Annotated in this window: 23 protein-coding genes and 1 tRNA gene; 12 read left to right on the top strand and 12 right to left on the bottom strand. The window is 71.5% G+C overall.

The window, feature by feature from the left end:
* The first annotated feature begins 17 nt into the window (after window positions 1-17).
* The 4 genes from ABT041_RS32980 to ABT041_RS32965 are packed head-to-tail and all read left to right on the top strand — an operon-like array spanning window position 18 to window position 2,011.
* Window positions 18-404: a roadblock/LC7 domain-containing protein gene (locus tag ABT041_RS32980; RefSeq protein ID WP_351191432.1), complete on the top strand. Its 387-nt coding sequence runs from the start codon at window positions 18-20 to the stop codon at window positions 402-404.
* A complete protein-coding gene (locus ABT041_RS32975; protein WP_351191430.1) occupies window positions 401-1,165 on the top strand; it encodes a transcriptional regulator in 765 nt (254 codons plus the stop codon). Before ABT041_RS32980 ends, ABT041_RS32975 begins: the two co-directional genes overlap by 4 nt.
* Window positions 1,165-1,599 (top strand): roadblock/LC7 domain-containing protein, encoded by a 435-nt coding sequence (locus tag ABT041_RS32970; protein WP_351191428.1) that lies wholly within the window; start codon window positions 1,165-1,167, stop codon window positions 1,597-1,599. The genes ABT041_RS32975 and ABT041_RS32970 overlap by 1 nt, the downstream gene beginning before the upstream one ends.
* Window positions 1,600-1,639: 40 nt before the next feature.
* Window positions 1,640-2,011, top strand: a complete 372-nt coding sequence (locus ABT041_RS32965; RefSeq protein ID WP_351191426.1) for a hypothetical protein — start codon at window positions 1,640-1,642, stop codon at window positions 2,009-2,011.
* A 3-nt stretch (window positions 2,012-2,014) separates the two neighbouring features.
* Here ABT041_RS32965 and ABT041_RS32960 read toward each other — a convergent pair whose 3' ends face one another.
* The 3 genes from ABT041_RS32960 to ABT041_RS32950 all read right to left on the bottom strand — a co-directional run bounded on the left by ABT041_RS32960 (window position 2,015) and on the right by ABT041_RS32950 (window position 5,094).
* Window positions 2,015-2,848: a MurR/RpiR family transcriptional regulator gene (locus tag ABT041_RS32960; protein WP_351191424.1), complete on the bottom strand. Its 834-nt coding sequence runs from the start codon at window positions 2,846-2,848 to the stop codon at window positions 2,015-2,017.
* Between the two features lie 62 nt (window positions 2,849-2,910).
* Complete coding sequence (locus tag ABT041_RS32955) at window positions 2,911-3,384, bottom strand: hypothetical protein (RefSeq protein ID WP_351191422.1); 474 nt, start codon at window positions 3,382-3,384, stop codon at window positions 2,911-2,913.
* A 321-nt stretch (window positions 3,385-3,705) separates the two neighbouring features.
* Complete coding sequence (locus ABT041_RS32950; protein ID WP_351191420.1) at window positions 3,706-5,094, bottom strand: cystathionine beta-synthase; 1,389 nt, start codon at window positions 5,092-5,094, stop codon at window positions 3,706-3,708.
* Between the two features lie 104 nt (window positions 5,095-5,198).
* Between ABT041_RS32950 and ABT041_RS32945 the strand changes: the two genes are divergently transcribed.
* From ABT041_RS32945 to ABT041_RS32935, 3 genes are all read left to right on the top strand, one after another.
* Window positions 5,199-6,197, top strand: a complete 999-nt coding sequence (locus ABT041_RS32945; protein ID WP_351191418.1) for an SGNH/GDSL hydrolase family protein — start codon at window positions 5,199-5,201, stop codon at window positions 6,195-6,197.
* Between the two features lie 349 nt (window positions 6,198-6,546).
* The gene (locus tag ABT041_RS32940) at window positions 6,547-7,767 is read left to right on the top strand and encodes an acetyl-CoA C-acetyltransferase (protein ID WP_351191416.1); all 1,221 of its coding nucleotides are present in this window, start codon (window positions 6,547-6,549) and stop codon (window positions 7,765-7,767) included.
* Between the two features lie 405 nt (window positions 7,768-8,172).
* Window positions 8,173-9,015 carry a hypothetical protein gene (locus tag ABT041_RS32935; RefSeq protein ID WP_351191414.1) on the top strand — a complete coding sequence of 281 codons (843 nt, stop codon included), beginning with the start codon at window positions 8,173-8,175 and terminating at the stop codon, window positions 9,013-9,015.
* Between the two features lie 18 nt (window positions 9,016-9,033).
* On the opposite strand, the gene ABT041_RS32930 is transcribed toward ABT041_RS32935, so the two are convergent.
* Window positions 9,034-9,363, bottom strand: a complete 330-nt coding sequence (locus tag ABT041_RS32930; protein WP_351191412.1) for a hypothetical protein — start codon at window positions 9,361-9,363, stop codon at window positions 9,034-9,036.
* Between the two features lie 112 nt (window positions 9,364-9,475).
* On the opposite strand from ABT041_RS32930, the gene ABT041_RS32925 reads away from it, so the two are divergent.
* Entirely contained in the window at window positions 9,476-9,706 is a 231-nt protein-coding gene (locus tag ABT041_RS32925) for a DUF4287 domain-containing protein (RefSeq protein ID WP_189805629.1), read from the top strand.
* A gap of 24 nt (window positions 9,707-9,730) precedes the next feature.
* On the opposite strand, the gene ABT041_RS32920 is transcribed toward ABT041_RS32925, so the two are convergent.
* On the bottom strand, window positions 9,731-10,603 hold the full coding sequence (locus tag ABT041_RS32920) for an alpha/beta fold hydrolase (RefSeq protein ID WP_351191410.1): 873 nt from the start codon (window positions 10,601-10,603) through the stop codon (window positions 9,731-9,733).
* Between the two features lie 103 nt (window positions 10,604-10,706).
* On the opposite strand from ABT041_RS32920, the gene ABT041_RS32915 reads away from it, so the two are divergent.
* Entirely contained in the window at window positions 10,707-11,267 is a 561-nt protein-coding gene (locus ABT041_RS32915) for a TetR/AcrR family transcriptional regulator (protein ID WP_351191408.1), read from the top strand.
* A gap of 120 nt (window positions 11,268-11,387) precedes the next feature.
* On the opposite strand, the gene ABT041_RS32910 is transcribed toward ABT041_RS32915, so the two are convergent.
* Window positions 11,388-12,290, bottom strand: coding sequence for a Bax inhibitor-1/YccA family protein (locus ABT041_RS32910; protein WP_351191406.1), 903 nt, complete (start codon window positions 12,288-12,290; stop codon window positions 11,388-11,390).
* Window positions 12,291-12,474: 184 nt separating this feature from the next.
* On the opposite strand from ABT041_RS32910, the gene ABT041_RS32905 reads away from it, so the two are divergent.
* The gene (locus ABT041_RS32905; protein WP_351191405.1) at window positions 12,475-13,089 is read left to right on the top strand and encodes a hypothetical protein; all 615 of its coding nucleotides are present in this window, start codon (window positions 12,475-12,477) and stop codon (window positions 13,087-13,089) included.
* Window positions 13,090-13,097: 8 nt separating this feature from the next.
* On the opposite strand, the gene ABT041_RS32900 is transcribed toward ABT041_RS32905, so the two are convergent.
* A tRNA-Leu gene (locus ABT041_RS32900) sits at window positions 13,098-13,182 on the bottom strand.
* A 379-nt stretch (window positions 13,183-13,561) separates the two neighbouring features.
* Between ABT041_RS32900 and ABT041_RS32895 the strand changes: the two genes are divergently transcribed.
* Window positions 13,562-14,332 carry an ABC transporter ATP-binding protein gene (locus ABT041_RS32895; RefSeq protein ID WP_351191404.1) on the top strand — a complete coding sequence of 257 codons (771 nt, stop codon included), beginning with the start codon at window positions 13,562-13,564 and terminating at the stop codon, window positions 14,330-14,332.
* Between the two features lie 56 nt (window positions 14,333-14,388).
* Complete coding sequence (locus ABT041_RS32890; RefSeq protein ID WP_351191403.1) at window positions 14,389-16,920, top strand: ABC transporter permease; 2,532 nt, start codon at window positions 14,389-14,391, stop codon at window positions 16,918-16,920.
* Window positions 16,921-16,975: 55 nt separating this feature from the next.
* On the opposite strand, the gene ABT041_RS32885 is transcribed toward ABT041_RS32890, so the two are convergent.
* The 5 genes from ABT041_RS32885 to ABT041_RS32865 all read right to left on the bottom strand — a co-directional run bounded on the left by ABT041_RS32885 (window position 16,976) and on the right by ABT041_RS32865 (window position 22,223).
* Window positions 16,976-18,268, bottom strand: coding sequence for a class I SAM-dependent methyltransferase (locus ABT041_RS32885; protein WP_351191401.1), 1,293 nt, complete (start codon window positions 18,266-18,268; stop codon window positions 16,976-16,978).
* 220 nt (window positions 18,269-18,488) lie between these two features.
* Window positions 18,489-19,874 (bottom strand): NAD(P)/FAD-dependent oxidoreductase, encoded by a 1,386-nt coding sequence (locus tag ABT041_RS32880; RefSeq protein ID WP_351191399.1) that lies wholly within the window; start codon window positions 19,872-19,874, stop codon window positions 18,489-18,491.
* A 370-nt stretch (window positions 19,875-20,244) separates the two neighbouring features.
* The gene (locus ABT041_RS32875) at window positions 20,245-21,183 is read right to left on the bottom strand and encodes a Ppx/GppA phosphatase family protein (protein ID WP_351191397.1); all 939 of its coding nucleotides are present in this window, start codon (window positions 21,181-21,183) and stop codon (window positions 20,245-20,247) included.
* Entirely contained in the window at window positions 21,180-21,725 is a 546-nt protein-coding gene (locus ABT041_RS32870; RefSeq protein WP_351191395.1) for a DUF501 domain-containing protein, read from the bottom strand. Before ABT041_RS32870 ends, ABT041_RS32875 begins: the two co-directional genes overlap by 4 nt.
* Before the next feature lie 27 nt (window positions 21,726-21,752).
* A complete protein-coding gene (locus ABT041_RS32865) occupies window positions 21,753-22,223 on the bottom strand; it encodes an FtsB family cell division protein (RefSeq protein ID WP_189805618.1) in 471 nt (156 codons plus the stop codon).
* Between the last annotated feature and the right edge of the window lie 7 nt (window positions 22,224-22,230).

The raw sequence follows: 22,230 nt of genomic DNA, 5'->3' as shown, positions 1-22,230 counted from the left end.
ACGGGAGGGGAATCCGCGTGCCCGGAATCGACGAGTGCCTTCTGGAGGCCATGGCCCTGCCCGGGGCACGGGGCGCCTCCCTGGTCGACTGGACCAGCGGACTCGCGCTCGGCACGGCGGGCGACTCACCGGTCGGCGACCACGAGACGACAGCCGCCGAGACCGCCGAACTCGCCCGGTCCGCAGCGGAGTTCGACTCGTTCACCGCGGGCGGCGCCGGCCAGGGCCCACCCGTCGAGGACCTGATCGTCACCACCCGCGCCGGCTACCACGTCCTCCGCTTCGTCGAGACCTCCTTCGACAGCAGCGTCTTCCTCCACCTCTGGCTCGACCGCGACTCCGGCAACCTCGCCCTCGCCCGCCTCCGGCTCCGCGACCTCGCCGAGAGACTGGTCCTCGGATGAGCCGGACGGCCGTCTCCCCGATGCTGGTCCGGCTCGCCGCCGAGAAGGCCACCGGCGCGCTGCTCCGCGACCACGGCACGCTCTACCTCGTCGACGGCCGGGTCGTACACGCCGAGTCCCCCGCCGCCCCCGGCGTCGACGTCCTCCTCACCACCGGCGGCCGGCTGCCCCGGGAGGGCTGGGACGAGGCCGTCGACCGGGCCGGCGCCCACCGCGCCGTCGGCCGCTTCCTCGTCGACAGCGGCCGGCTGCGCGACGGCGAACTGGAGATCTGCCACCTCGGCGCCGTCTTCGACGCGGCCTTCTTCGCCCTCTCCCCCACGAGCGGACCCACCCGCTTCCGCTACGGGGTGGGGCACTGGTTCGGGACCGTGCGGCCGGTCTCCGCGGAGGCCGTCGAACGCGAGACCGTCCGCCGCCGCGAACTCCTCGACGCCGTCTGGCCGTACGCCACCGTCGACACCGCCCCGGTCGTGCCGCGCCCCGCCTCCCCCGGCCAGACCGTGGGCGCCAGGCAGCGCGCGCTGCTCGCCGCGGCCGACGGGGAGAAGACCCCCGCCGAGCTCGCCCGGCTGCTCGGCCGGCCCGCCTTCCACACACTGCTCGACGTGCGGCGCCTCGCCGCCGCCGGGCTCGTGGAGACACCGCCGGAACCCGACTCCGTGCCGCCCCCGCCGGTGCTCTTACCGGCCCCGCCGGTGGCCGATCCCGACATCGCCCTGCTGCGCCGGCTCCGTGACGCCCTGGAGGCACACCTGTGATGAGGCGTGCCCTGCGCATGCGCGCCGAGAGGAGACAGCTCATGACGGCAGAAGCCGAGGTCCTAGGCGAGCTCAGACGGCTGCGGGCGCGGCTGCCCCAGCTCACCGGGGCGCTGGCGGCCAGCGCCGACGGACTCGTCCTCGCCCACGACACCGTCGACGGCGAGGCGGAGAGCGTGGCCGCGCTGACCGCCGCCGCGCTCGGCGTCGGCCAGCGGCTGACCGACACCACCGGGCAGGGCCGCTTCCGCGAACTGCTCGTACGCGGCGAGGACGGCTACGTGGCGACGTACGCGGCAGGCGGCTCGGCCGTCCTGACGCTCCTCGCCGAACCCCGGATCAACGTGGGCCGGCTCCACCTGGAGGCCCGCAGGGCGAGCGCCCGGATAGGGGAGCTCGTCGACGGCGCGCTGGAACGCAGAGACCTGAACTGAACCCGTCCGAACAGCACCGAGAAGGAAGAAGAACGACACCATGGCGAACACCGAGACCTCCCTCAAGGAAGCGGCCCAGATCGAAGGCACGATCGGCGCGGCCCTCGTCGACTACACCAGCGGCATGGCGCTCGGCACGATCGGCGGCGGCAAGGAGCTCGACCTGAACATGGCCGCGGCGGGCAACACCGACGTCGTCCGGGCCAAGGTACGGACGATGGAGATGCTGGGCCTGAACGAGGAGATCGAGGACATCCTCATCACCCTCGGCAGCCAGTACCACCTGATCCGGCTCCTCAAGGGGCGCGGCAACAACGGCCTCTTCCTCTACCTGGCGCTCGACAAGAACCGCGCGAACCTGGCGATGGCCCGCCACCAGCTGAAGAAGATCGAGGCCGAGCTGGAGGTCTGACGGCTACTCGACGAACAGGCCCCGGGACGCCGCCTTCGTGTCGAACTCCTCCAGACGCGCCTGCGCGTCGGGGAGTTCGTCGGCCATCGCCTCCAGGAGGACCCGGCCGAGGAGCATCGGCGCGCAGGCCGTGTCGAAGGCGAGTCCGGTGCCGACGGCGGCCGGGATGAGCAGGTCGCTGTGGGCGGCGACAGGCGCGAAGGCCGACTCGGCGACGGTCACGACCGTGAGCCCCGCCGCCCGCGCGTACTCCAGGGCCTCGACGACCTCCTTGGGGTGCCGGGGCAGCGCGAAGCAGAGCAGGGCCGTCGCCCCGGCCCGTACGGCCGCGTCGATGCGGTCCGTGAGCATCGAGCCGCCCTCGTCGAGGAGGCGGACGTCCGGGTGCACCTTGGCGGCGAAGTAGGCGAAGCCCCGGGCCTGCGAGGAGGCGGCCCGCAGTCCGAGCACGGGCAGCGGCCGGGACCCGGCGAGGAGCCGGCCGGCCCGCTCGACGGGCGCGGGATCGGCGAGCAGTCCGGCCAGGTGCTGGAGGTTCTCGATCTCGGCGAGCACGGCCTGCTGGTACTCGTTGTGGCCGGACGCCTCCTCGGCGGCCGCGGGCATGCTGTCCCGCAGGTGCTTGCGGAGCGCCGGGTAGCCGTCGAAGCCGAGGGCGACGGCGAAGCGGGTCACGGAGGGCTGGCTGACGCCCGCGAGCTCGGCGAGCTCGACGCTGGACAGGAACGGCACGTCGCCGGCGCGCCGGACCATGCAGTGCGCGATCCGCCGCTGCGTCGGCGTCAGCCGGTGCCCCTCGAAGAGCGCCTGCAGCCGACCGGCCGGGCTGTCGCTCATGCCGCCCCCTTCACCTATTCACCCACAAAAGACGTTGCATAAGGATATGCAGTCGGGGGCCCTCAGGGCGAGGGGCGGGCGGCCACGGCCGAGCAGGACACGCCGGAACCGTGGGCCGCGACCCGGGGCCGGTCCGTCTCCGTGAGCTCGATGGTGAAGCAGCGGGTGGTCATGGCCTCGGCCGGGCCGAAGACGACCACGGTCCGCTCGTACATGCGGGAGAACTGCACCAGGACCCGGGTGCCCTGCTTCGTGGGACGCACCTCCACGAGCACCCCCGGGCGCTGCCCGCCGCCCGCGGACCGGTCGAGGGCCTCCCGGACCTCCCGCTCGGAAGGCGTGCCGCCCTCCGCGGCGAGGACGTCGGCGAACCGCGCCGCGTCCGCCCGGGTCGCGTCGAAGGCGTCCTCCTCCCGGCCGGACTCGCGGGCCTGGGCGAGGACGTAGAGGGCGAAGAGCGCCACGGCGGGGGCGAGCAGAACCGCACCCAGGACCTTGATCCAGAGCGGGGTTCCGCCTCTGCGTTCGGATGTCACTGGCCCCGGAGGCTACCCGGGGAGGGCCCCGGCGCGCAGGCGAACGGGCCCCCGCGTGAGCGAGGGCCCGTCGGCGTCGAGCGAGGCGGTTGGCGCGGGGACCGCCGCACCCCCGAAACGGGGGGCGGGACGACGGCGGTCCCCGCGAGGGACACGGGCCCGGGTCAGGGCCGGTCTCCGCGTCCGCGGCGTCTGTGGAGGCCCGGGAGCCGCTCCGGAAGTCCGTGACGCCGACAACCACCAATGTGCCGGACGCGTGTTAAGCGGGTGCTGCGGGTACGTGTCGCCCTCGTACCAGTTGCACGAACTGCTGCATACCGCCTACTTCGAACCGCCGCCGGCCAGGAACGCCAGCAGGTCCTGACGGCTCACCACACCGGTCGGCTTGCCCTCGACGAGCACGATCGCCGCGTCGGCGGACTCGCCGAGGACGGACATCAGGTCGGCGACCGGCTCGCCCGAGCCGACCTGCGGCAGCGGCGCGCTCATGTGCTGCTCCAGCGGGTCCTCCAGGGAGGCCTTCTTGGTGAACAGGTGGTCGAGGAGCTCGCGCTCGACGACCGAGCCGACGACCTCGGCGGCCATGACGTCGGGGTGGCCGGCGCCGGGCTTCACGATGGGCATCTGGGAGACGCCGTACTCGCGCAGCACCTCGATGGCCTGGCCGACGGTCTCGTCCGGGTGCATGTGGACGAGCGAGGGCAGGCCGCCCTCCTTGTGGCGCAGGACGTCCGCGACGGTGGCGGTGGAGGTGTCCTCCAGGAAGCCGTAGTCGGCCATCCACTCGTCGTTGAAGATCTTCGACATGTAGCCGCGGCCCGAGTCCGGCAGCAGCACGACGACGACGTCGTCCGGGCCGAGCTCCTTGGCGACCTCCAGGGCCGCGACGACGGCCATGCCGCAGGAGCCGCCGACGAGGAGGCCCTCCTCCTTGGCGAGGCGGCGGGTCATCTGGAAGGAGTCCTTGTCGGACACGGCGACGATCCGGTCCGTCACGTTCCGGTCGTACGCGGTCGGCCAGAAGTCCTCGCCGACGCCCTCGACCAGGTACGGACGGCCGGAACCGCCGGAGTAGACCGAACCCTCCGGGTCCGCGCCGATGACCTTCACCTTCCCGCCGCTGACCTCCTTGAGGTAGTTGCCGGTGCCGGAGATCGTGCCGCCGGTGCCGACGCCCGCGACGAAGTGGGTGATCTTCCCGTCCGTCTGCTCCCAGAGCTCGGGACCGGTGGTCTCGTAGTGCGAGCGCGGGTTGTTCGGGTTCGAGTACTGGTCGGGCTTCCAGGCGCCCGGCGTCTCACGGACCAGGCGGTCCGAGACGTTGTAGTACGAGTCGGGGTGCTCGGGGTCGACGGCCGTGGGGCAGACGACGACCTCGGCGCCGTAGGCGCGCAGCACGTTGATCTTGTCCGTGGACACCTTGTCCGGGCAGACGAAGATGCACTTGTAGCCCTTCTGCTGGGCCACGATCGCCAGGCCGACGCCGGTGTTGCCGGACGTGGGCTCGACGATGGTTCCGCCGGGCTTGAGCTCACCGCTCTGCTCGGCCGCCTCGATCATGCGCAGGGCGATCCGGTCCTTGACCGAGCCTCCGGGGTTGAAGTACTCGACCTTGGCCAGAACGGTCGCCTGAATGCCCGCTGTGACGTTGTTGAGCTTCACCAGCGGGGTGTTGCCGACGAGGCTGATCATCGAGTCGTGGAATTGCACCGTAATCTCCGGGGTCTCCGTAATGGTGTGGCCAGCGTATGCGTAGTCGGAGCGGGTTACGGGGCAGTTACACCCTGAACGGCTTGAAGGAGGTGACGGCCCCCATGTCGAGGGCGAGGGTGGCGCGGCGGATCGCGGCAGGTGCGGCGTACGGCGGCGGGAGCATCGGGCTGATCGGGGTGGCGGCGGTAGGGGTCCTCCTGGCCGAGGCACAGCTGGCCAAGCGCACGGTCTACGGCGCCCCGGCGCCGCTGCCGCCGGTGGCGGACGGCCTCTACGGCCGCGCCTTCGGCACGGAGGACCCGCTGCGGCTGGCCCTTCTGGGTGATTCCACGGCGGCGGGCCAGGGGGTGCGCCGCTCGGGTCAGACGCCCGGCGCGCTGCTCGCCTCCGGTCTCGCGGCGGTGGCGGAGCGGCCGGTGGTCCTGCGGAACGTGGCCCTCTCGGGGGCGCGCTCGGACGACCTGGAGCGGCAGGTCTCGCTGCTCCTCGCCCAGCCGCTGGGGCCACCGGACGTGTGCGTGATCATGATCGGCGCGAACGACGTGACGCACCGGCTGCCGGCGACCGAGTCCGTACGGCTCCTCGCCTCGGCCGTGCGGCGGCTGCGGACGGTCGGCGCGGAGGTGGTGGTCGGCACCTGCCCGGACCTCGGCACGATCGAGCCGGTCTACCAGCCGCTGCGCTGGCTCGCCCGGCGGGCCTCGCGGCAGCTGGCGGCGGCGCAGACGATCGTGGTGGTGGAGCAGGGGGGCCGGACGGTGTCCCTGGGCGATCTCCTCGGGCCCGAGTTCGCGGCGAACCCGCGCGAGATGTTCGGGATCGACAGCTTCCACCCCTCGGCGGAGGGGTACGCGACGGCGGCGATGGCCGTCCTGCCGACGCTGTGCGCGGCGCTGGGCGTCTGGCCGGAAACGGACCGGCTGGAGCCGGAGCGGCGGGAGGACATGCTGCCGGTGGCGAAGGCGGCGGCGGAGGCGGCGCGGGAGGCGGGGACGGAGGTCACGGGGGCGCGTGCGCCGTGGGCCCTGCTGAAGCACCGGCGGCGCCGCCGCCTCCCGGTCCCGACGGAAACCCCGACCCCGGAGGACGCCCAGGCCTGACGCCCGTTGTGGGCAGGCGTTCCGCCGTCGTGGGCCTGCGCCCCGCCGTTGTGGGCCTGCGCCCCGCCGTTGTGGGCAATCGTTCCGCTGGGGCGGAACGGGTGGGCACAACGGACGGCGCCCTTGCCGGCGCCAGAGGCTCCCGCGCCTGAACCCGCACCGCGTCGTGCGGCACCCTGGAGGTGCGGGTCCAGGCTCGGAACGCGGAGGCGCCGCTGGAGGGCGCCGTCTCGACTGAGCGCTCGCTTAGAAAAGAGGTCCGCGTCACACCTTCCGGGCGGTGACCCGTGCGGTACGTACGGGTAACTTCCTGTTCAGTCCGCCCACTCCGCACCCTCAGGGAGCCGTCATGCCCGAAGCCGTGATCGTCTCGACCGCCCGCTCGCCCATCGGCCGGGCCTTCAAGGGCTCCCTGAAGGACCTGCGGCCGGACGACCTCACCGCCACGATCATCCAGGCCGCCCTCGCCAAGGTCCCCGAGCTGGACCCGCGCGACATCGACGACCTGATGCTCGGCTGCGGCCTCCCCGGCGGCGAGCAGGGCAACAACCTGGGCCGGATCGTCGCCGTGCAGATGGGCATGGACCACCTGCCGGGCTGCACGATCACCCGGTACTGCTCCTCCTCCCTGCAGACCTCCCGCATGGCGCTGCACGCGATCAAGGCGGGCGAGGGCGACGTCTTCATCTCGGCCGGTGTCGAGATGGTGTCCCGCTTCGTGAAGGGCAACTCGGACTCCCTGCCCGACACGCACAACCCGCTCTTCGCCGAGGCCGAGGCCCGCACGAAGGCCGTCGCCGAGTCGGAGGGCTCGACCTGGCACGACCCGCGCGAGGACGGCCTCGTCCCCGACGCGTACATCGCCATGGGCCAGACCGCGGAGAACCTGGCCCGCTGGAAGGGCATCAGCCGCCAGGAGATGGACGAGTTCGGCGTTCGGTCGCAGAACCTCGCCGAGGAAGCCATCAAGAAGGGCTTCTGGGAGCGCGAGATCACCCCGGTGACGCTCCCGGACGGCACCGTCGTGTCCGCCGACGACGGCCCGCGCGCCGGCGTCACCCTGGAGGGCGTCTCCGGCCTCAAGCCGGTCTTCCGTCCCGACGGCCTGGTCACCGCCGGCAACTGCTGCCCGCTGAACGACGGCGCCGCCGCGCTCGTGATCATGTCCGACACCAAGGCCCGCGAGCTCGGCCTGACCCCGCTGGCCCGGATCGTCTCCACCGGCGTCTCCGGCCTCTCCCCCGAGATCATGGGCCTCGGCCCGGTCGAGGCCTCGAAGCAGGCCCTCAAGCGCGCCGGCCTGACCATCGGCGACATCGACCTCGCCGAGATCAACGAGGCCTTCGCCGCCCAGGTCATCCCGTCCTACCAGGACCTGGGCCTCGACCTGGACAAGGTCAACGTCAACGGTGGCGCCATCGCCGTCGGCCACCCCTTCGGCATGACCGGCGCCCGCATCACCGGCACGCTGATCAACAGCCTCCAGTTCCACGACAAGCAGTTCGGTCTCGAGACCATGTGCGTGGGCGGCGGCCAGGGCATGGCGATGGTCATCGAGCGACTGAGCTGAGCCGTAGCGGAGGGTAGGGGTCGCCTGAGGAACGAAGGCGGCACCTGCCCGCAGCGGAGGTGAAGCTCAGTGCGACCGGAAAAGCGAGCGACTGAGCTGAGCCGTAGCGGAGGGTAGGGGTCGCCTGAGGAACGAAGGCGGCACCTACGCGCTGAGCCCCCGCTCTCCACGCGCCGAGCGCGTCAACCGCTCCGCGTCCGAGCCGTGACCGAATCTCCCCCAGGATGTGACCTACATCCCGGGGGAGTTCGTTTTCCCAGGTCAGAGCCGTTTCGGGACTAAACGCCTGGCAGAAATACCTGTCCAATTCGTGACGTAATGCACTGACAGCGAGCACCACCCCAGGACAAGCTGATGTAGGAAGTCGGGGGATCGACTCGGATTGGGAGTACGTCAGTGAGCGCCATGTCTCTTGCCCTGCTGCTGACCACGGCCGCCGCCACGGCCGTGGGCGCTGCTGCCCTGCACGCCGTCCACGGTCTCCGCAAGGAGGTCAGCGCCCTGCGGGGCGAGCTGGCCGCCGGTCACGGCGCCACGGTCCCCGCGGCCCGGGCCACGCCCGCCGCCGAGATACGGGCCGCGGTCGCCGAGGCGCTGGCCGAGGAGCGCGAGCGCGAGCTCGCCGAGGCGCGTGCGTTCTGGGCCGCACAGGAGGCCCGTGACGCGGCCGACGCCCCGTCCCTGCTCGGCGGCCTGGGCGGCCCGGCCGACGAGGGCACCCTCTTCGTGCCGCGCCAGGCGGACTTCGTGGGCCTGGAGGCGATGGCCCTGGAGGCCATGGAGGCGGAGGCCGCCGCGCTCGACGGCCCCGACCCGCTGGACGCCTTCGACTCCTTCGAGGAGTACCCCGAGTACCCCGAGGACTCCGTGGAGCTGGCCGCGGCCCGCCGCCGGCACCCCTCGCACCCGGACTTCGTGCCGGTGCAGACGCCCGTCGTCACGGACCACGAGCGGACGGTGGCCCGCCTGGAGGAGCTCGCGGACACCCGTACCGCGCTCACCGACGTGCGCCCGGGCCCGCTCGGCACCCTCGACGTGTACGTCTTCGCGGACGGCACCACGCTCTGCATGACCCCGGGGCACCGCGAGACCGCGGAGCGCCTCGCGGAGGCGCTGCGCGCGGGCCGCACCCCCGTCCTGCTCGGCGGTTCGGGCGTCTCGGGCGCCTTCGCCCTGACCTTCTCGTACGGCGACTCGGACGAGGAGAACGTCTACATCCTCGCCGACCGCGTCATCGCCTCCCTGTAGGCCCCTGAAGAGGCGGCGTCAGAGCCCCGAGCGCTCCGCCGCCTCCCGTACCAGCCTCACGGCCTCGTCCAGTTCCCCCTCGCGGGAACCGGCCGGGGCCGTTCGCAGGATTTCGGCCAGATCGTTCCCGGCGACGGTGAGCTGGTCGCCGACCGCGAAGAGACCCGCGTCCGGCATGATCCTCGGCTCCCGCTCCCGGTCCTCGGCGCGCTGCGCGCGCACCGCCAACTCCCTGGCCAGGGCGAGTCCTTCGGCCGCCGCGCCCTGCTTGAGGCGGCTCTGCGGGGCCGCCCGCAGCCGGTCGGCGAACCGCTCGACGGCGGCGGTCAGTTCACTCGTATCACGCACTCCGCGACCCTACGCGCCCTCCCGGGCCCCTTGCCAACGGCCCGAGGCTTCGGCACGGTGACGGGAAGGAGTACGAGGAGCAGCACACGGTACGACGCGTCCGGAGGCGCCGATGTCCCACACATTCTCCGAAGAGACCCACCGCAACCTCTTGGCCCGGATCCCGCGCCGCACCGGTCGTGAGATCGCCGACTGGATGCGCACCGTCGAGGAGGGCCCCTCCCTCCTCCGCTTCGAGGAGCGGGTCAGCTGGCTCCGCGGGGCGCACGAGCTGGCGTACGGCCACGCGAAGGCGATCATCCACGAGTACGACCTGCGGCGGGCGGCCCGCAGGCTGCTCTAGACCCGCTTCGGAACCGACCGGCCGTCACTTCACGTGCCGGCCGAGGAAGTCGCGGACGAGCGCGGCGATCTCCTCGCCGTGCGTCTCCAGCGCGAAGTGCCCGGCGTCCAGGAGGTGGATCTCGGCGTCCGGCAGGTCGCGGGCGAAGGCCTCCGCACCGGCCGGCCCGAAGATCTCGTCGCCGCGCCCCCAGGCCGCGAGCAGCGGCGGCCGGTGGGTGCGGAAGTACTCCTGGAAGGCCGGGTAGCCGTCCAGGTTGAACTGGTAGTCCCAGAAGAGCTGCAGCTGGATCTCCTTGTTGCCGGGCCGGTCGAGGCCGGCCTGGTCCAGGGTCCAGGTCTCGGGGCCGATGCGGTCGAGCCGGTCGGCGGGGACGCCGTGGGTGTACTGCCAGCGGGTGGCCTCGGCGGTCAGCAGTTCCCGTACGCCGGCCTCGTTCGCCGCGCGGTCCTCGGCGTGGGCGAAGAGCACGTCCCAGAAGGGCGTGAAGCCCTCCAGGTAGGCGTTGCCGCTCTGGCTGACGATCGCGGTGACGCGCTCGGGGTGGCGGGAGGCGATCCGCAGGCCGATCGGCGCTCCGTAGTCCTGGATGTAGAGCGCGAACCTGTCCACGCCCAGCCGGTCGAGGAGTCCGAGGGTGATCTCGGTGAGCTTCTCGAAGCTGTACTCGAAGTCCTCGACGGCCGGTGCGGCGGAGGCGCCGAAGCCGATGTGGTCGGGGGCGATCAGGTGGTACGCGTCGGCGAGCTCGGCGATGAGCCCCCGGTACATGTGCGAGCTGGACGGGAAGCCGTGCAGCAGGACGAGGGTGGGGTTCGCCGGGTCGCCGGCCTCCCGGTAGAAGACGTCGAGCCCGTCGACGGTGACGGTGCGGGCGCGCAGGGCGTATGCGGACATGGCTGACTCCCCGTTTCCGGTTTCCGATCGGGAGAACGATCGTTCTCCCGATGCCCTGTAGACTACGAGAACGATGGTTCTCCATGCAAGGGGTGATCGGACGATGGACGCGGAAACCGCCGAGCTGAAGCTGCTCGACACCGCGGAGCGGCTCTTCGACGAGCGGGGGGTGCAGGCCGTCGGCATGGACGCCATCCGCACCGCCTCGGGGGTCTCCCTGAAGCGGCTCTACCAGGTCTTCCCGTCCAAGGAGGTGCTCGTGGAGGCCGTCCTGCGGCGCCGCGACGAGACCGTACGGGCCGCCCTGGCCGCGCACGGCGCCCGGACCGCCGACGGGCCGTACGAGCGGGCCCTGGCCGTCTTCGACTGGCTGGCCGGCTGGTTCGCGGAGCCCGAGTTCCGCGGCTGCGCCTTCATCAACACCTTCGGTGAGCTCGGCGGGGTCGCCCCGGCGGTCGCCACGATCGCCCGCGACCACAAGGAGGCCCTGCGGGCCTACTTCGCGGACCAGACGGACGCGCTCGGCGCCCCGCCCGCCCTCGCCGACCAGCTGGCCCTGCTCGCCAACGGCGCCATGGCCGTCGCGGGCATCACCGGCTCCCCGGAACCGGCCGCGCAGGCGAAGGCGGCGGCGAGGGTCCTGCTGGACGCCGCCGCAGCCTAGAAGCGCTCCTGGACACGCCTTCCGGACGCGCTCCGGTCAGGTCCCGGACCCGCTCCCGGACACACGGAAGGGCCCGCCCGGCACGAAGCCGGGCGGGCCCTTCCGTCAGTGGGTGACGCGTCAGTCGTCGCCCTGCAGGATCGACAGGAGACGCAGCATCTCCAGGTAGATCCACACCAGGGTCATGGTGAGACCGAAGGCGGCCAGCCAGGCCTCCTCGCGCGGCGCGCCGTAGGTCACGCCGTCCTCGACCTGCTTGAAGTCGAGGGCCAGGAAGCAGGCACCGAGGATGATGCCGACGATGCCGAAGACGATGCCGAGGCCACCGCTGCGGAAGCCGAGGCCGTCACCGCCGGCGAAGACGGCGAACAGCAGGTTCGCCAGCATGAGCAGCGTGAAGCCGATCGCGGCCGCGATCACGAAGCCGTAGAAGCGGCGCGTGACGCGGATCCAGCCCATCTTGTAGGCGATGAGCACACCGGCGAAGACCGCCATCGTGCCCAGGACCGCCTGGATGACCACGCCGTCGGCGATGTACGTCGAGACGGCGGCCGAGATGACGCCGAGGAAGACGCCCTCGAAGGCGGCGTAGGCCAGGATCAGCGCCGGCGACGGCTTGCGCTTGAAGGACTGCACCAGCGACAGGACCATGGCGACCAGGGCGGCGCCGATGGCGATGCCGTAGGACTTGCCCAGGTTCGCCGGGTCGACCGGCAGCAGCAGCCAGGACAGGACGGCGGTGAGCACGACCGTGCCGAGCGTCATGGCCGTACGGCTCACGACGTCGTCGATCGTCATCACGTTGCCGGGGGCCTGCTGCGGGGCGCCGAGCTGGACGTCCTGCGGGGCGTACGGGTTGGTCGCGTACGGGTTCGTCGCACCCTGGGCGTACGGGTTGCCCTGGGCGTACGGGTCGGTTCCGACGGCGGGGCCCCCGGCCTGCGGCTGCTGCGCGTTGAAGCCCGCGTAGCCGGCGTCGCGGCTGAACCCCCGTCGCGAGAAGACCGGGTTGCTGCTCCTCATCTCACTCCTCCATGGCAAGACCGCGCGGCGCGGTCTTGCGTCAAGAGTAATGGGTAGGCAAAAGGAACGCCCTAGTGCTCGGGGAGGATCTTTTCCCGTAAGTTTTCGATCTTCGTCGGCGGTGGGCCGCCCCGCCCGGCCAGGCTCGTCCCGTACGGAACCACCCCCTCCCCAGGAGAGCCCCATGGCCGCCGAACCGAACGAGACCTGGACCCTGCGCCACGCCACCGCATGGGTCTTCCTGGCGGACGAGAAGCTCACCAGGCCCGTGATCCTGGCCGGTGACGCCGGTGTCGAACCCGCCGCCCTGGCCGCGAGCGCGGACCACGGCTCGTACTCGCTCCTCACGGAACTCACGGCGCGCGGCCACGACCTGGTCCTGCTCGGCCTGCCCGGCGACGGCTCCATGACCGGCGACGGCGGGATCGTCCAGAACGCCGTGACGCGCGCGCTCGCGCAGAGCACGGGCGACGCCCCGCTGACCGTGGGCGGCACCGGACAGGGCGCCCTCGCCGCCCGCTACGCCCTCGCGGGCATGGAGTACCAGCGGCTGGAGCACCGCACGGGCGTCCTCTTCTCCCACAACGGCACCGCTCCCGAGCTGGAGGACGAGGCCGAGCTGAGCCGGATGGGCGGGAGGCCTCGGCTCCCCCGGTTCCTGCGCCTGATCGACAGCGGCGTGGACGACGGCCTCGACGAGGAGTTCGCGGACGAGACCCTGCGCGGCGAGGCGGGCGCGGCCGGCCCCCTCCTCCCGGAGGAGTACGCCACCGGGCTGCTCGCACGCCTGGCGCGCTAGCGCAACCATGGTGCCCGGAGCCGGACTCGAACCGGCACGGCCCGAAGGCCAGCGAGGTTTAAGCTCGCCGTGTCTGCATTCCACCATCCGGGCGTCGCCGCGAAGCTCCGCGTTGGCACATGAGCCTATCCGGACGGCTTCCCCCGATCAGCGGAAGATCGTCCCGATGTTGTCTTATTTTATTGACGTCTGAGGGTGCGTCAGTGCAGGTGGGGGCCCTTTCGCCAAACTGTGACGGGGGTCGCAGGCGCAAAGCGGCACCCCCTGGAATGACGAAAAGTCGTCGCACTTCTGTCACGTCGGCGCGACCGCGTCTCTCAGGGGCGCCGTCATACCTCAGGAGGACGGAACGGCCCCCCGGTCAGACTCGAGACTGCCCTCGGAACGGGCACGTGGACGGACGCCCGGGCCCCTGACGCTCGACACGATGGAGAGGTTCCCGAATCGCCGTCGCAGTGACAGGAGTCCTCCCGTGACCACCACCCCCACCGTGTCCCGCGCCACCGCGGTGGCCGCCCGCGCCACGGATCTCTCGAAGGTCTACGGACAGGGCGAGACCCAGGTGGTCGCCCTCGACCGGGTCAGCGTGGACTTCCGGCAGGGCGAGTTCACCGCGATCATGGGCCCCTCCGGCTCCGGCAAGTCGACGCTCATGCACTGCGTCGCCGGCCTGGACTCCTTCTCCTCCGGCTCGGTCCGCATCGGCGAGACGGAGCTCTCCACCCTCAAGGACAAGCAGCTCACCCAGCTGCGCCGGGACAAGATCGGCTTCATCTTCCAGGCCTTCAACCTGCTGCCGACGCTGACGGCCCTGGAGAACATCACGCTCCCCATGGACATCGCCGGCCGCAAGGCCGACAAGCAGTGGGTCCAGCAGGTCATCGACATGCTCGGCCTCTCCGGCCGGCTCAGCCACCGCCCGTCCGAGCTCTCCGGCGGCCAGCAGCAGCGCGTGGCCGTGGCCCGCGCCCTCGCCTCCCGCCCCGAGATCATCTTCGGCGACGAGCCGACCGGAAACCTGGACTCCCGCTCGGGCGCCGAGGTCCTCGGCTTCCTCCGCAACTCGGTACGGGAGCTGGGCCAGACCGTCGTCATGGTCACCCACGACGCGATGGCCGCCTCCTACGCGGACCGCGTCATCTTCCTCGCGGACGGCCGGATCGTCGACGAGATGCTCCGCCCGACGGCGGACGGCGTCCTCGACCGCATGAAGGCCTTCGACGCCAAGGGCCGTACGAGCTGACGCACGCGCGTCACCCCCGTACCCGAACCCCTCCTCCAGGACCCCAGGACCCACCCATGTTCCGTACCGCCCTGCGCAACGTCCTCGCGCACAAGGCGCGGCTGCTGATGACCGTCCTCGCCGTGATGCTCGGCGTGGCCTTCGTCTCCGGCACCCTCGTCTTCACCGACACCCTCTCCCAGGCCTTCCGCAACCAGTCGGCCAAGAGCTACGACGACGTGGCCGTCGCGGTCAGCCTCCGGCCGAACCCGGAGGAGGCCCTCAAGAACCCCGGCCTCTCCCAGCGGACCGTCGACGAGGTCGCGAAGCTCGACGGCGTCACCGCCGTCGCCCCGCGCGTCGACGGCTTCGCCGGCGTGCCGGACAAGAACGGCAAGCTGATCGGCGTCGGCTGGTCCAACAAGGGCACCAACTTCGCCCCCGGCAAGGACGGCAAGGACCCGGCCCTCGCCTTCACCACCGGAAACGGCCCGGCCACGGACGACCAGGTCGCCCTCGACAAGGACACCGCCGACAAGGGCGGCTACAAGGTCGGCGACCGGGTCCGGGTCGCCACCAACGGCCCGGTCAAGGAGTTCACCCTCTCCGGCGTCTTCACCACCGAGGACGGCGCCGTCAACGCCGGCGGCAGCCTCGTCGTCTTCGACGCCCCGGTCGCCCAGAAGCTCTACCTCAAGCCCGGCTACTACTCGGACATGAACGTCACGGCGGCCCCCGGCGCGGACGCCGAGAAGCTCCGCGACGAGGTCCTGAAGGTCGTCCCGAAGGCCGCCACCGCCCAGACCGGGCAGGCGCTCGCCGACCAGCAGGCCAAGGACATCGAGGCCGGCCTCGGCGCCCTGAACCAGACGCTGCTCGGCTTCGCCGGCATCGCGCTCTTCGTCGGCATCTTCCTGATCTCCAACACCTTCACCATGCTGGTCGCCCAGCGCACCAAGGAACTGGCCCTGATGCGCGCGGTCGGTGCCTCGCGCAAGCAGATCACCCGCTCCGTCCTGGCCGAGGCCGGCATCGTCGGCCTGCTCGCCTCCGCCGTCGGATACGTCCTCGGCATCGGGCTCGCCGTGGCCCTGCGCTCCGGCATGGCCGCCTTCGACATGAAGGTCCCGGACGGCTCTCTGGTCCTCGGCGCCACCCCGGCCGTGGCCGCCTTCGGCGTCGGCGTCGTCATCACCACGCTGGCCGCCTGGCTGCCCGGCCGCCGCGCCGCGAAGATCCCGCCGGTCGCCGCGATGAACAGCGTCCACGCGACGCCGTCCACCAAGTCCCTGGTCGTACGGAACTCGATCGGTGCCGCGATCACCGCGATCGGTGCCGTCCTCATCGTGCTCGGCGCGAACACCGGCGGCGACGAGGGCCGCCTGACCATCGCGGGCGGCGCCTTCGCCACCCTCATCGGCGTCATCGTCCTCATCCCGTTCCTGGTGCGGCCCGTGATCGCCCTGCTCCGCCCCCTCCTCGAGGCGGCCTTCGGGATCTCCGGCAAGCTCGCCGGCCTCAACGCGGTCCGCAACCCGCGCCGCACCGGCGCCACCGCTTCCGCGCTCGCCATCGGCCTCACCCTGGTCACCGGCCTGTCCGTGATCGGCGTCAGCGCCGGCCAGGCCCTCGACAAGATGACCGTCGATCAGGTCAAGGCCGACTACATGGTCACCATGGCCAGCGGCAACGGCCTGTCCAGAGAGGCCCTGACGGCCCTGGAGAAGGCCCCGGGCGTCACCGCGGTCTCCCCCGACCAGTTCGGCGGCTTCGACCTCAAGGGCAGGTTCGTCTCCGCCTCCGGCGTCATCCCCGGCGACATCGAGAAGGTCCTCAACGTCGGGGTCGTGAACGGTTCGCTGGCCTCGCTCGGCGAGGGGAAGATCGCCGTCGCGGACAAGACCGCCGCCGGCCGCGGCCTGAAGGTCGGCTCCACCGTCCCGGTCGAGTACGTGGACAAGAAGAAGAGCACGCTGACCGTCGGCGCGATCTACGAGGAGAGCGAGCTCCTCTCCCCCGTCCTCGTCGACGCGAAGATCCTCGACGCGCACGACCCGCAGCCGTACATCCCGCGGATCTTCGTCTCCACCGACGGCGGCGCGAGCGACGCGAACGAGCGGGCGCTGGCCAAGGCCATGGGTGACAACCCGGCCATCACCGTCCTCGACCAGAAGGACATCCGCGACACCTTCGGCGGGCAGATCAACCTCCTGCTGAACATCATGTACGGCCTGCTCGCGATGGCTCTGCTCATCGCCGTCCTCGGTGTCGTCAACACCCTCGCGATGTCCGTCTTCGAACGGCAGCAGGAAATCGGCATGATCCGGGCCATCGGTCTCGACCGGCGCCGGGTGAAGCGGATGGTCCGTCTGGAGGCCGTCGTCATCTCGGTGTTCGGCGCGGTGGTCGGCATCGGCCTCGGCACCTTCCTCGCCTGGGCCCTCGGCAAGACCTTCGAGAGCAGCCTGCCGGGCTACGGCCTGGTCGTGCCCTGGGACCGCATCGGGATCTTCGTGGTCCTGGCTGCCTTGGTCGGCGTCCTCGCCTCCCTGTGGCCGGCCCGCAGCGCGGCGAAGCTGAACATGCTCACCGCCATCAAGGCCGAGTAGGACCCGCCCGCACGAAGGGCCGGTCTCCCCCACGGGAGACCGGCCCTTCGTCGTCTCACTCCTGCCAGACGCGCGGACGCAGCGCCGTCCCGCTCTTCCCCGACACGGGGGTCTTCACCGCGAGGAACTGGTTCACGCCGATCCGGTTGCGCTCGAAGGAGACCGCCGAGGCCGCCATGTAGAGCCGCCAGATCCGGGCCCGTCCGGGCGAGGTGAGCCGGACCGCCCGGTCCCAGCCGGCCTCCAGGTTGGCCACCCAGCGGCGCAGGGTGAGCGCGTAGTGCTCGCGGATCGCCTCGACGTCCCGGACCTCGAAGCCGGCGTCCTCCAGGGTCGTCAGGGTGCGTCCCATGGGGGCGAGTTCGCCGTCGGGGAAGACGTACGCGTCGATGAACGCGTCGACCTCGTAGGCCTCCTCGTCGGGCTCCGGGCGCCGGGAGATCTGGTGGTTCAGGAGCCGCCCGCCGGGCTTGAGGAGGGCGTACAGGTCGTCGGCGTACTCCCGGTACTTCGCGGCGCCGACGTGCTCGGCCATGCCGATCGAGGAGATCGCGTCGTACGGGCCGTCGGCGACGTCGCGGTAGTCCTGGACCCGGATCTCGATCAGGTCGGTGAGGCCCTCGTCGGCGATCCGCTTGCGGGCGTAGGCGGCCTGTTCGCGGGAGAGGGTGACGCCGACGACCCTGGCGCCGTACTCGCGGGCCGCGTGGATGGCCATGGAGCCCCAGCCGCAGCCCACGTCGAGGAGCCGGTCGCCCGCCTTGAGGTTCAGCTTGCGGGCGATGAGGTCCAGCTTGTCGCGCTGGGCGTCCTCGAGGGTGCCGTCCTCCGTCCAGTACGCGCACGAGTAGACCATCGAGGGGCCGAGGACCAGCTCGTAGAAGTCGTTGCCCACGTCGTAGTGGTGACTGATCGCCTGCTTGTCGCGGCGCTTGCTGTGCCGGCTGCCGTGGCGGCCGCGCATCTCCTCGGCCGGGGGCTTCGGCGGCGGCAGGGGCCCGGCGAGCCGCAGCAGGGCGCGGGCGGCTGCACGCAGCTTGGGGTCGCGTACGGAGTCGAGCAGGCTCCTGGTCTCCTCGCCGCGCTCCCACAGGAGGCCCGAGAGGCGGTCCAGGAGCTCGTAGAGGTCGCCTTCGACGTCGATCTCGCCGGCCACCCAGGCGCGGGCCAGGCCCAGTTCGCCGGGCTTCCAGATCATCCTGCGCAGGGCCCGGCGGTCGCGGACGATCAGGACGGGGCCGCCCTTGGGCCCGGACTCGCTGCCGTCCCAGGCTCGCAGGCGGACCGGGAGCGGTTCTCCGAGGAGTTCCTCGGCGAGTGTCGTCAGCCGCGACGCGGCGTCGGCCATGGTGCACACCTCCGTGATCTCGTGCCCCAGAAATGCTCGTCACCAAGGGAACACCGTCCGTAGGCGTTTGCAGTCCCGGCGCCGCGCAACAAGTCGGCAAAACACGCGAAGGGCCGTCCGCACCACGGATGGCGGACGGCCCTTTTACGGCCTTGCGTGTACTGCTGGAACTGCTGGAACTGCTGGTGCTGCTGGGTACTGCGGGTGGTGCCGGTGCCGCTTAGGAGGCCTTGGCCTTCTCCTGCGCCGGGGCGGCCGGCGCCGGGGCGGGCTTGGCCGCCTCGTAGAACTCCTCGCGCGGCGTCTCCATGGCGCCGAGCGACACGACCTCGCGCTTGAGGAACATGCCGAGGGTCCAGTCGGCGAAGACGCGGATCTTGCGGTTGAAGGTCGGCATCGCCATGCCGTGGTAGCCACGGTGCATGTACCAGGCGAGACGGCCCTTGAGCTTGATCTTCACCTTGCCCATGACGATCATCGCGACGCCCTTGTGCAGACCGAGGCCGGCCACGGCGCCCTTGTTGGCGTGGCTGTACTCCTTCTGCGGGAAGCCGCGCATGCCGGCCACGACGTTGTCACCGAGGACCTTGGCCTGGCGCAGGGCGTGCTGGGCGTTCGGCGGGCACCAGGCGCGCTCGCGCGGGACGCCGGCCTTGATCGCGGCCATGTCCGGGACCTGGGCGTTGTCGCCCGCGGCCCACACGTAGTCCATGCCGTTGACCTGGAGCTTCTCGTTGCAGTCCACGTGGCCGCGGGGGCCGAGCGGCAGACCGAAGCGGGCGAGCGCCGGGTTCGGCTTCACACCGGCGGTCCAGACGATCGTGCTGGAGTCGACCTCGAGGCCGTTCTTCAGGACGACGTGGCCGTCGACGCAGGAGTCCATGGAGGTCTCGAGGTAGATCTCGATGCCGCGGGACTCCAGGTGCTCCTTGCCGTACTGGCCGAGCTTGGGGCCGACCTCGGGAAGGATCTTGTCGGCCGCGTCGACCAGGATGAAGCGCATGTCCTCGCGCGACACGTTCTGGTAGTACTTCGCGGCGTCGCGGGCCATGTCCTCGACCTCGCCGATCGTCTCGGCGCCGGCGAAGCCACCGCCGACGAAGACGAAGGTCAGCGCCTTGCGGCGGACCTCCTCGTCGGTGGTCGAGTCGGCCTTGTCGAGCTGCTCGAGGACGTGGTTGCGCAGGCCGATGGCCTCCTCGATGCCCTTCATGCCGATGCCCTGCTCGGCGAGGCCGGGGATCGGGAAGGTGCGCGAGACCGCGCCCATCGAGATGACCAGGTAGTCGAACGGCAGCTCGTACGCCTCGCCGACGAGCGGCGCGATCGTGGCGACCTTGCGGTCCTGGTCGATGGTGGTGACCCGGCCGGTGAGCACCTCGGCTCCGCGGACGACGCGTCGCAGCGGGACGACGACGTGACGCGGAGAGATGCTGCCGGCGGCGGCTTCGGGGAGGAAGGGCTGGTAGGTCATGTACGACCGCGGGTCGACGACCGTGACGGTCGCCTCCGCGTAGCGCATCTTCTTGAGGATGCGCCGAGCTGCGTACAGGCCTACGTACCCGCCGCCTACTACGAGGATCCTGGGACGCTCCGTGGTGCTCATGGGATCGAGTATCCACCCCTCCTGAGGGGGGTGCTCGTGCGCCCCTTCACAAGGTCTGTGGACACCTCTGCTACACTCCGCCGCCCACGTGATCCATGTCATGGCGCTGCAAAGGAACCAGGGTGCAAGGGCGAACGTTGTTCACCCCTTGTGAACTGGCCTGGAGAGCCCCCGTTAACGCTGAACCGGAGCCCAGCTTCACACGATGGAAACATCGAGCGAATCGGCCTCCGGACCTGCGAAAGGGCCCTGAGACGCCCCTCGGAGGGCCCAATGACCTTCCTCGGGCGCCATCAGGGCCCTTTTCCTTGTGAAGAACTTCACGAACCTTTTCCGACGGGGTGTCGCCGGAGGGCTCGATAGTCGCCCGCTATGCCACGGATAGAGCGATCCCATCGAGAATGTCGTGCTCGCTGACGACGACCTCGCGGGCCCCGACGCGCTCCACGATCTCCCGCAGGACGAGGGCTCCGGCGATGATCACGTCGACCCGGCCGGGGTGGATGACGGGGATCGCGGCCCGCTCGTCGTGGGTGGAGGCGAGGAGCCGCTCGGTCACCTCGGCGACCTGGGCGGCGGAGATCCGGGAGTGGTGGACCTTCTCGGAGTCGTACTCGGGGAGTCCGAGGGCGATCGCGGCGACCGTGGTGACCGAGCCGGCGAGTCCGACGAGGGTGTCGGCCGCGTCGATCGGGACGGTCTCGGCGGCCAGGTCGAGCGCGGTACGGACGTCGGCGCGGATCGCGGCGACCTCCTCGGCGGTCGGCGGGTCGTGGCGGACGTGCCGCTCGGTGAGCCGGACGCAGCCGATGTCGACGGAGCGGGCGGCCTCGACGTGCTTGTTGCCGACCACGAACTCCGTCGAGCCGCCGCCGATGTCCACGACGAGGCGCCGGTCGTCCCCGTGCAGCTCGCCGGTGGCGCCGGTGAAGGAGAACTCGGCCTCCTGGTCGCCGGTGATGACCTCGGGCTCGACGCCCAGGATCTCCACGACCCCGTTCACGAAGTCCTGGCGGTTCTCGGCGTCGCGGGAGGCGGAGGTGGCGACGAAGCGCAGCCGCTCGGCGCCCAGCTCCTTGATGGCCTCGGCGTACTCGCGGCAGGCCGCGAAGGTCCGCTCCAGGGCCTCGGGGGCGAGCCGGCCGGTCTTGTCGACGCCCTGCCCGAGCCGGACGATCGTCATCCGCCGGTCCAGCTCGATCAGCTCGCCCGTCGACCCCGCGCCGGAGGCGCTCTCGGGCACAGCCACGTCGGCGACGAGGAGGCGGATGGAGTTCGTACCGCAGTCGATTGCCGCGACCCTGGTCACTTCGCTCCTTCTTCCTCATCCTTGTCGGCGCACGGGTTCACGCAGGGGCCCTTCGCCCACCACTCCGGCAGCATCGCGAGGGCCTCGTCGCCGAACGGGTTCACGCCCGGGCCCGCGGCCAGGGAGTGGCCGACGAGCACGTGCAGGCACTTGACCCGGTCCGGCATGCCGCCGGCGCTCGGGAAGCCCTCCAGGACCTCGATGGCGTCACGTCGGGCGATGTAGTCCTCGTGCGCGGCCCGGTAGGCGGCGGCCAGCTCCGGGTCGGTGGCGAGCCGGGCCTGCATCTCCTTCATGACCCCGTTGGCCTCCAGGGTGCCGATGGCCGAGGCCGCCCGGGGGCAGGTCAGGTAGTACGTGGTCGGGAACGGCGTGCCGTCGGGGAGCCGGGGCGCGGTCTCGACGACGTCCGGGTTCCCGCACGGGCAGCGGTGCGCGATGGCGCGCAGGCCGCGGGGCGGGCGGCCGAGCTGGAGCTCGAAGGCGGCGATGTCCGTCTCGGTGGGCTCGGTGCGTTCGGTCTGCGGAGGGGGCGTTTCCATGTCTGCCTTGTTCGTGTCGCGGAGGGGTCAGGGACGGTCGGCGTGGTCGACGCCGTCCCAGAGGTTGTCGTACCAGGGGCGGTCGGCCGCGCCCTGGTCGGCGCGGGGCCGTTGCTCCGCGTCGGGGTCGTTCACGGTGAAGCCGGTCTCGCCGGGGAGCACGTAGTGCAGGTGCTCGCGGGCGAGGCGGCGGACGTAGGCCGGGTCCTGGAGGCGGGCCTTCTCGTCCTTCAGCTCCTCGACCCGCCGGGCGGCCTCGGCGGCCCTGCGCTCCTGCTCGGCGATCTCGCCCTGCTGGGAGACGTAGCTCCGCATCGGGTAGGCGAGGGCCACGACGAGGGAGCAGACCACGAGGGCGAGGAAGGCCGCGCGGCCGGTGAGCCGGGAGCGGCGGGCCTGGCGGCGGGTCTGGGAGCGGTAGACACGGGCGGCGGTCTGCTCGCCGAGCAGCCTGATCCGGGTCGCGGTCGAGAACCGGTCCCGGTCCTTCGCGGCCATGTCGTGT

Origin of the sequence: Streptomyces sp. NPDC002825, from assembly GCF_040295385.1 — a bacterium.
Classification (GTDB): domain Bacteria; phylum Actinomycetota; class Actinomycetes; order Streptomycetales; family Streptomycetaceae; genus Streptomyces.
The sequence above is the reverse complement of the archived record's forward strand: the minus strand, read 5'-3'. Positions and strand labels throughout refer to the sequence as shown.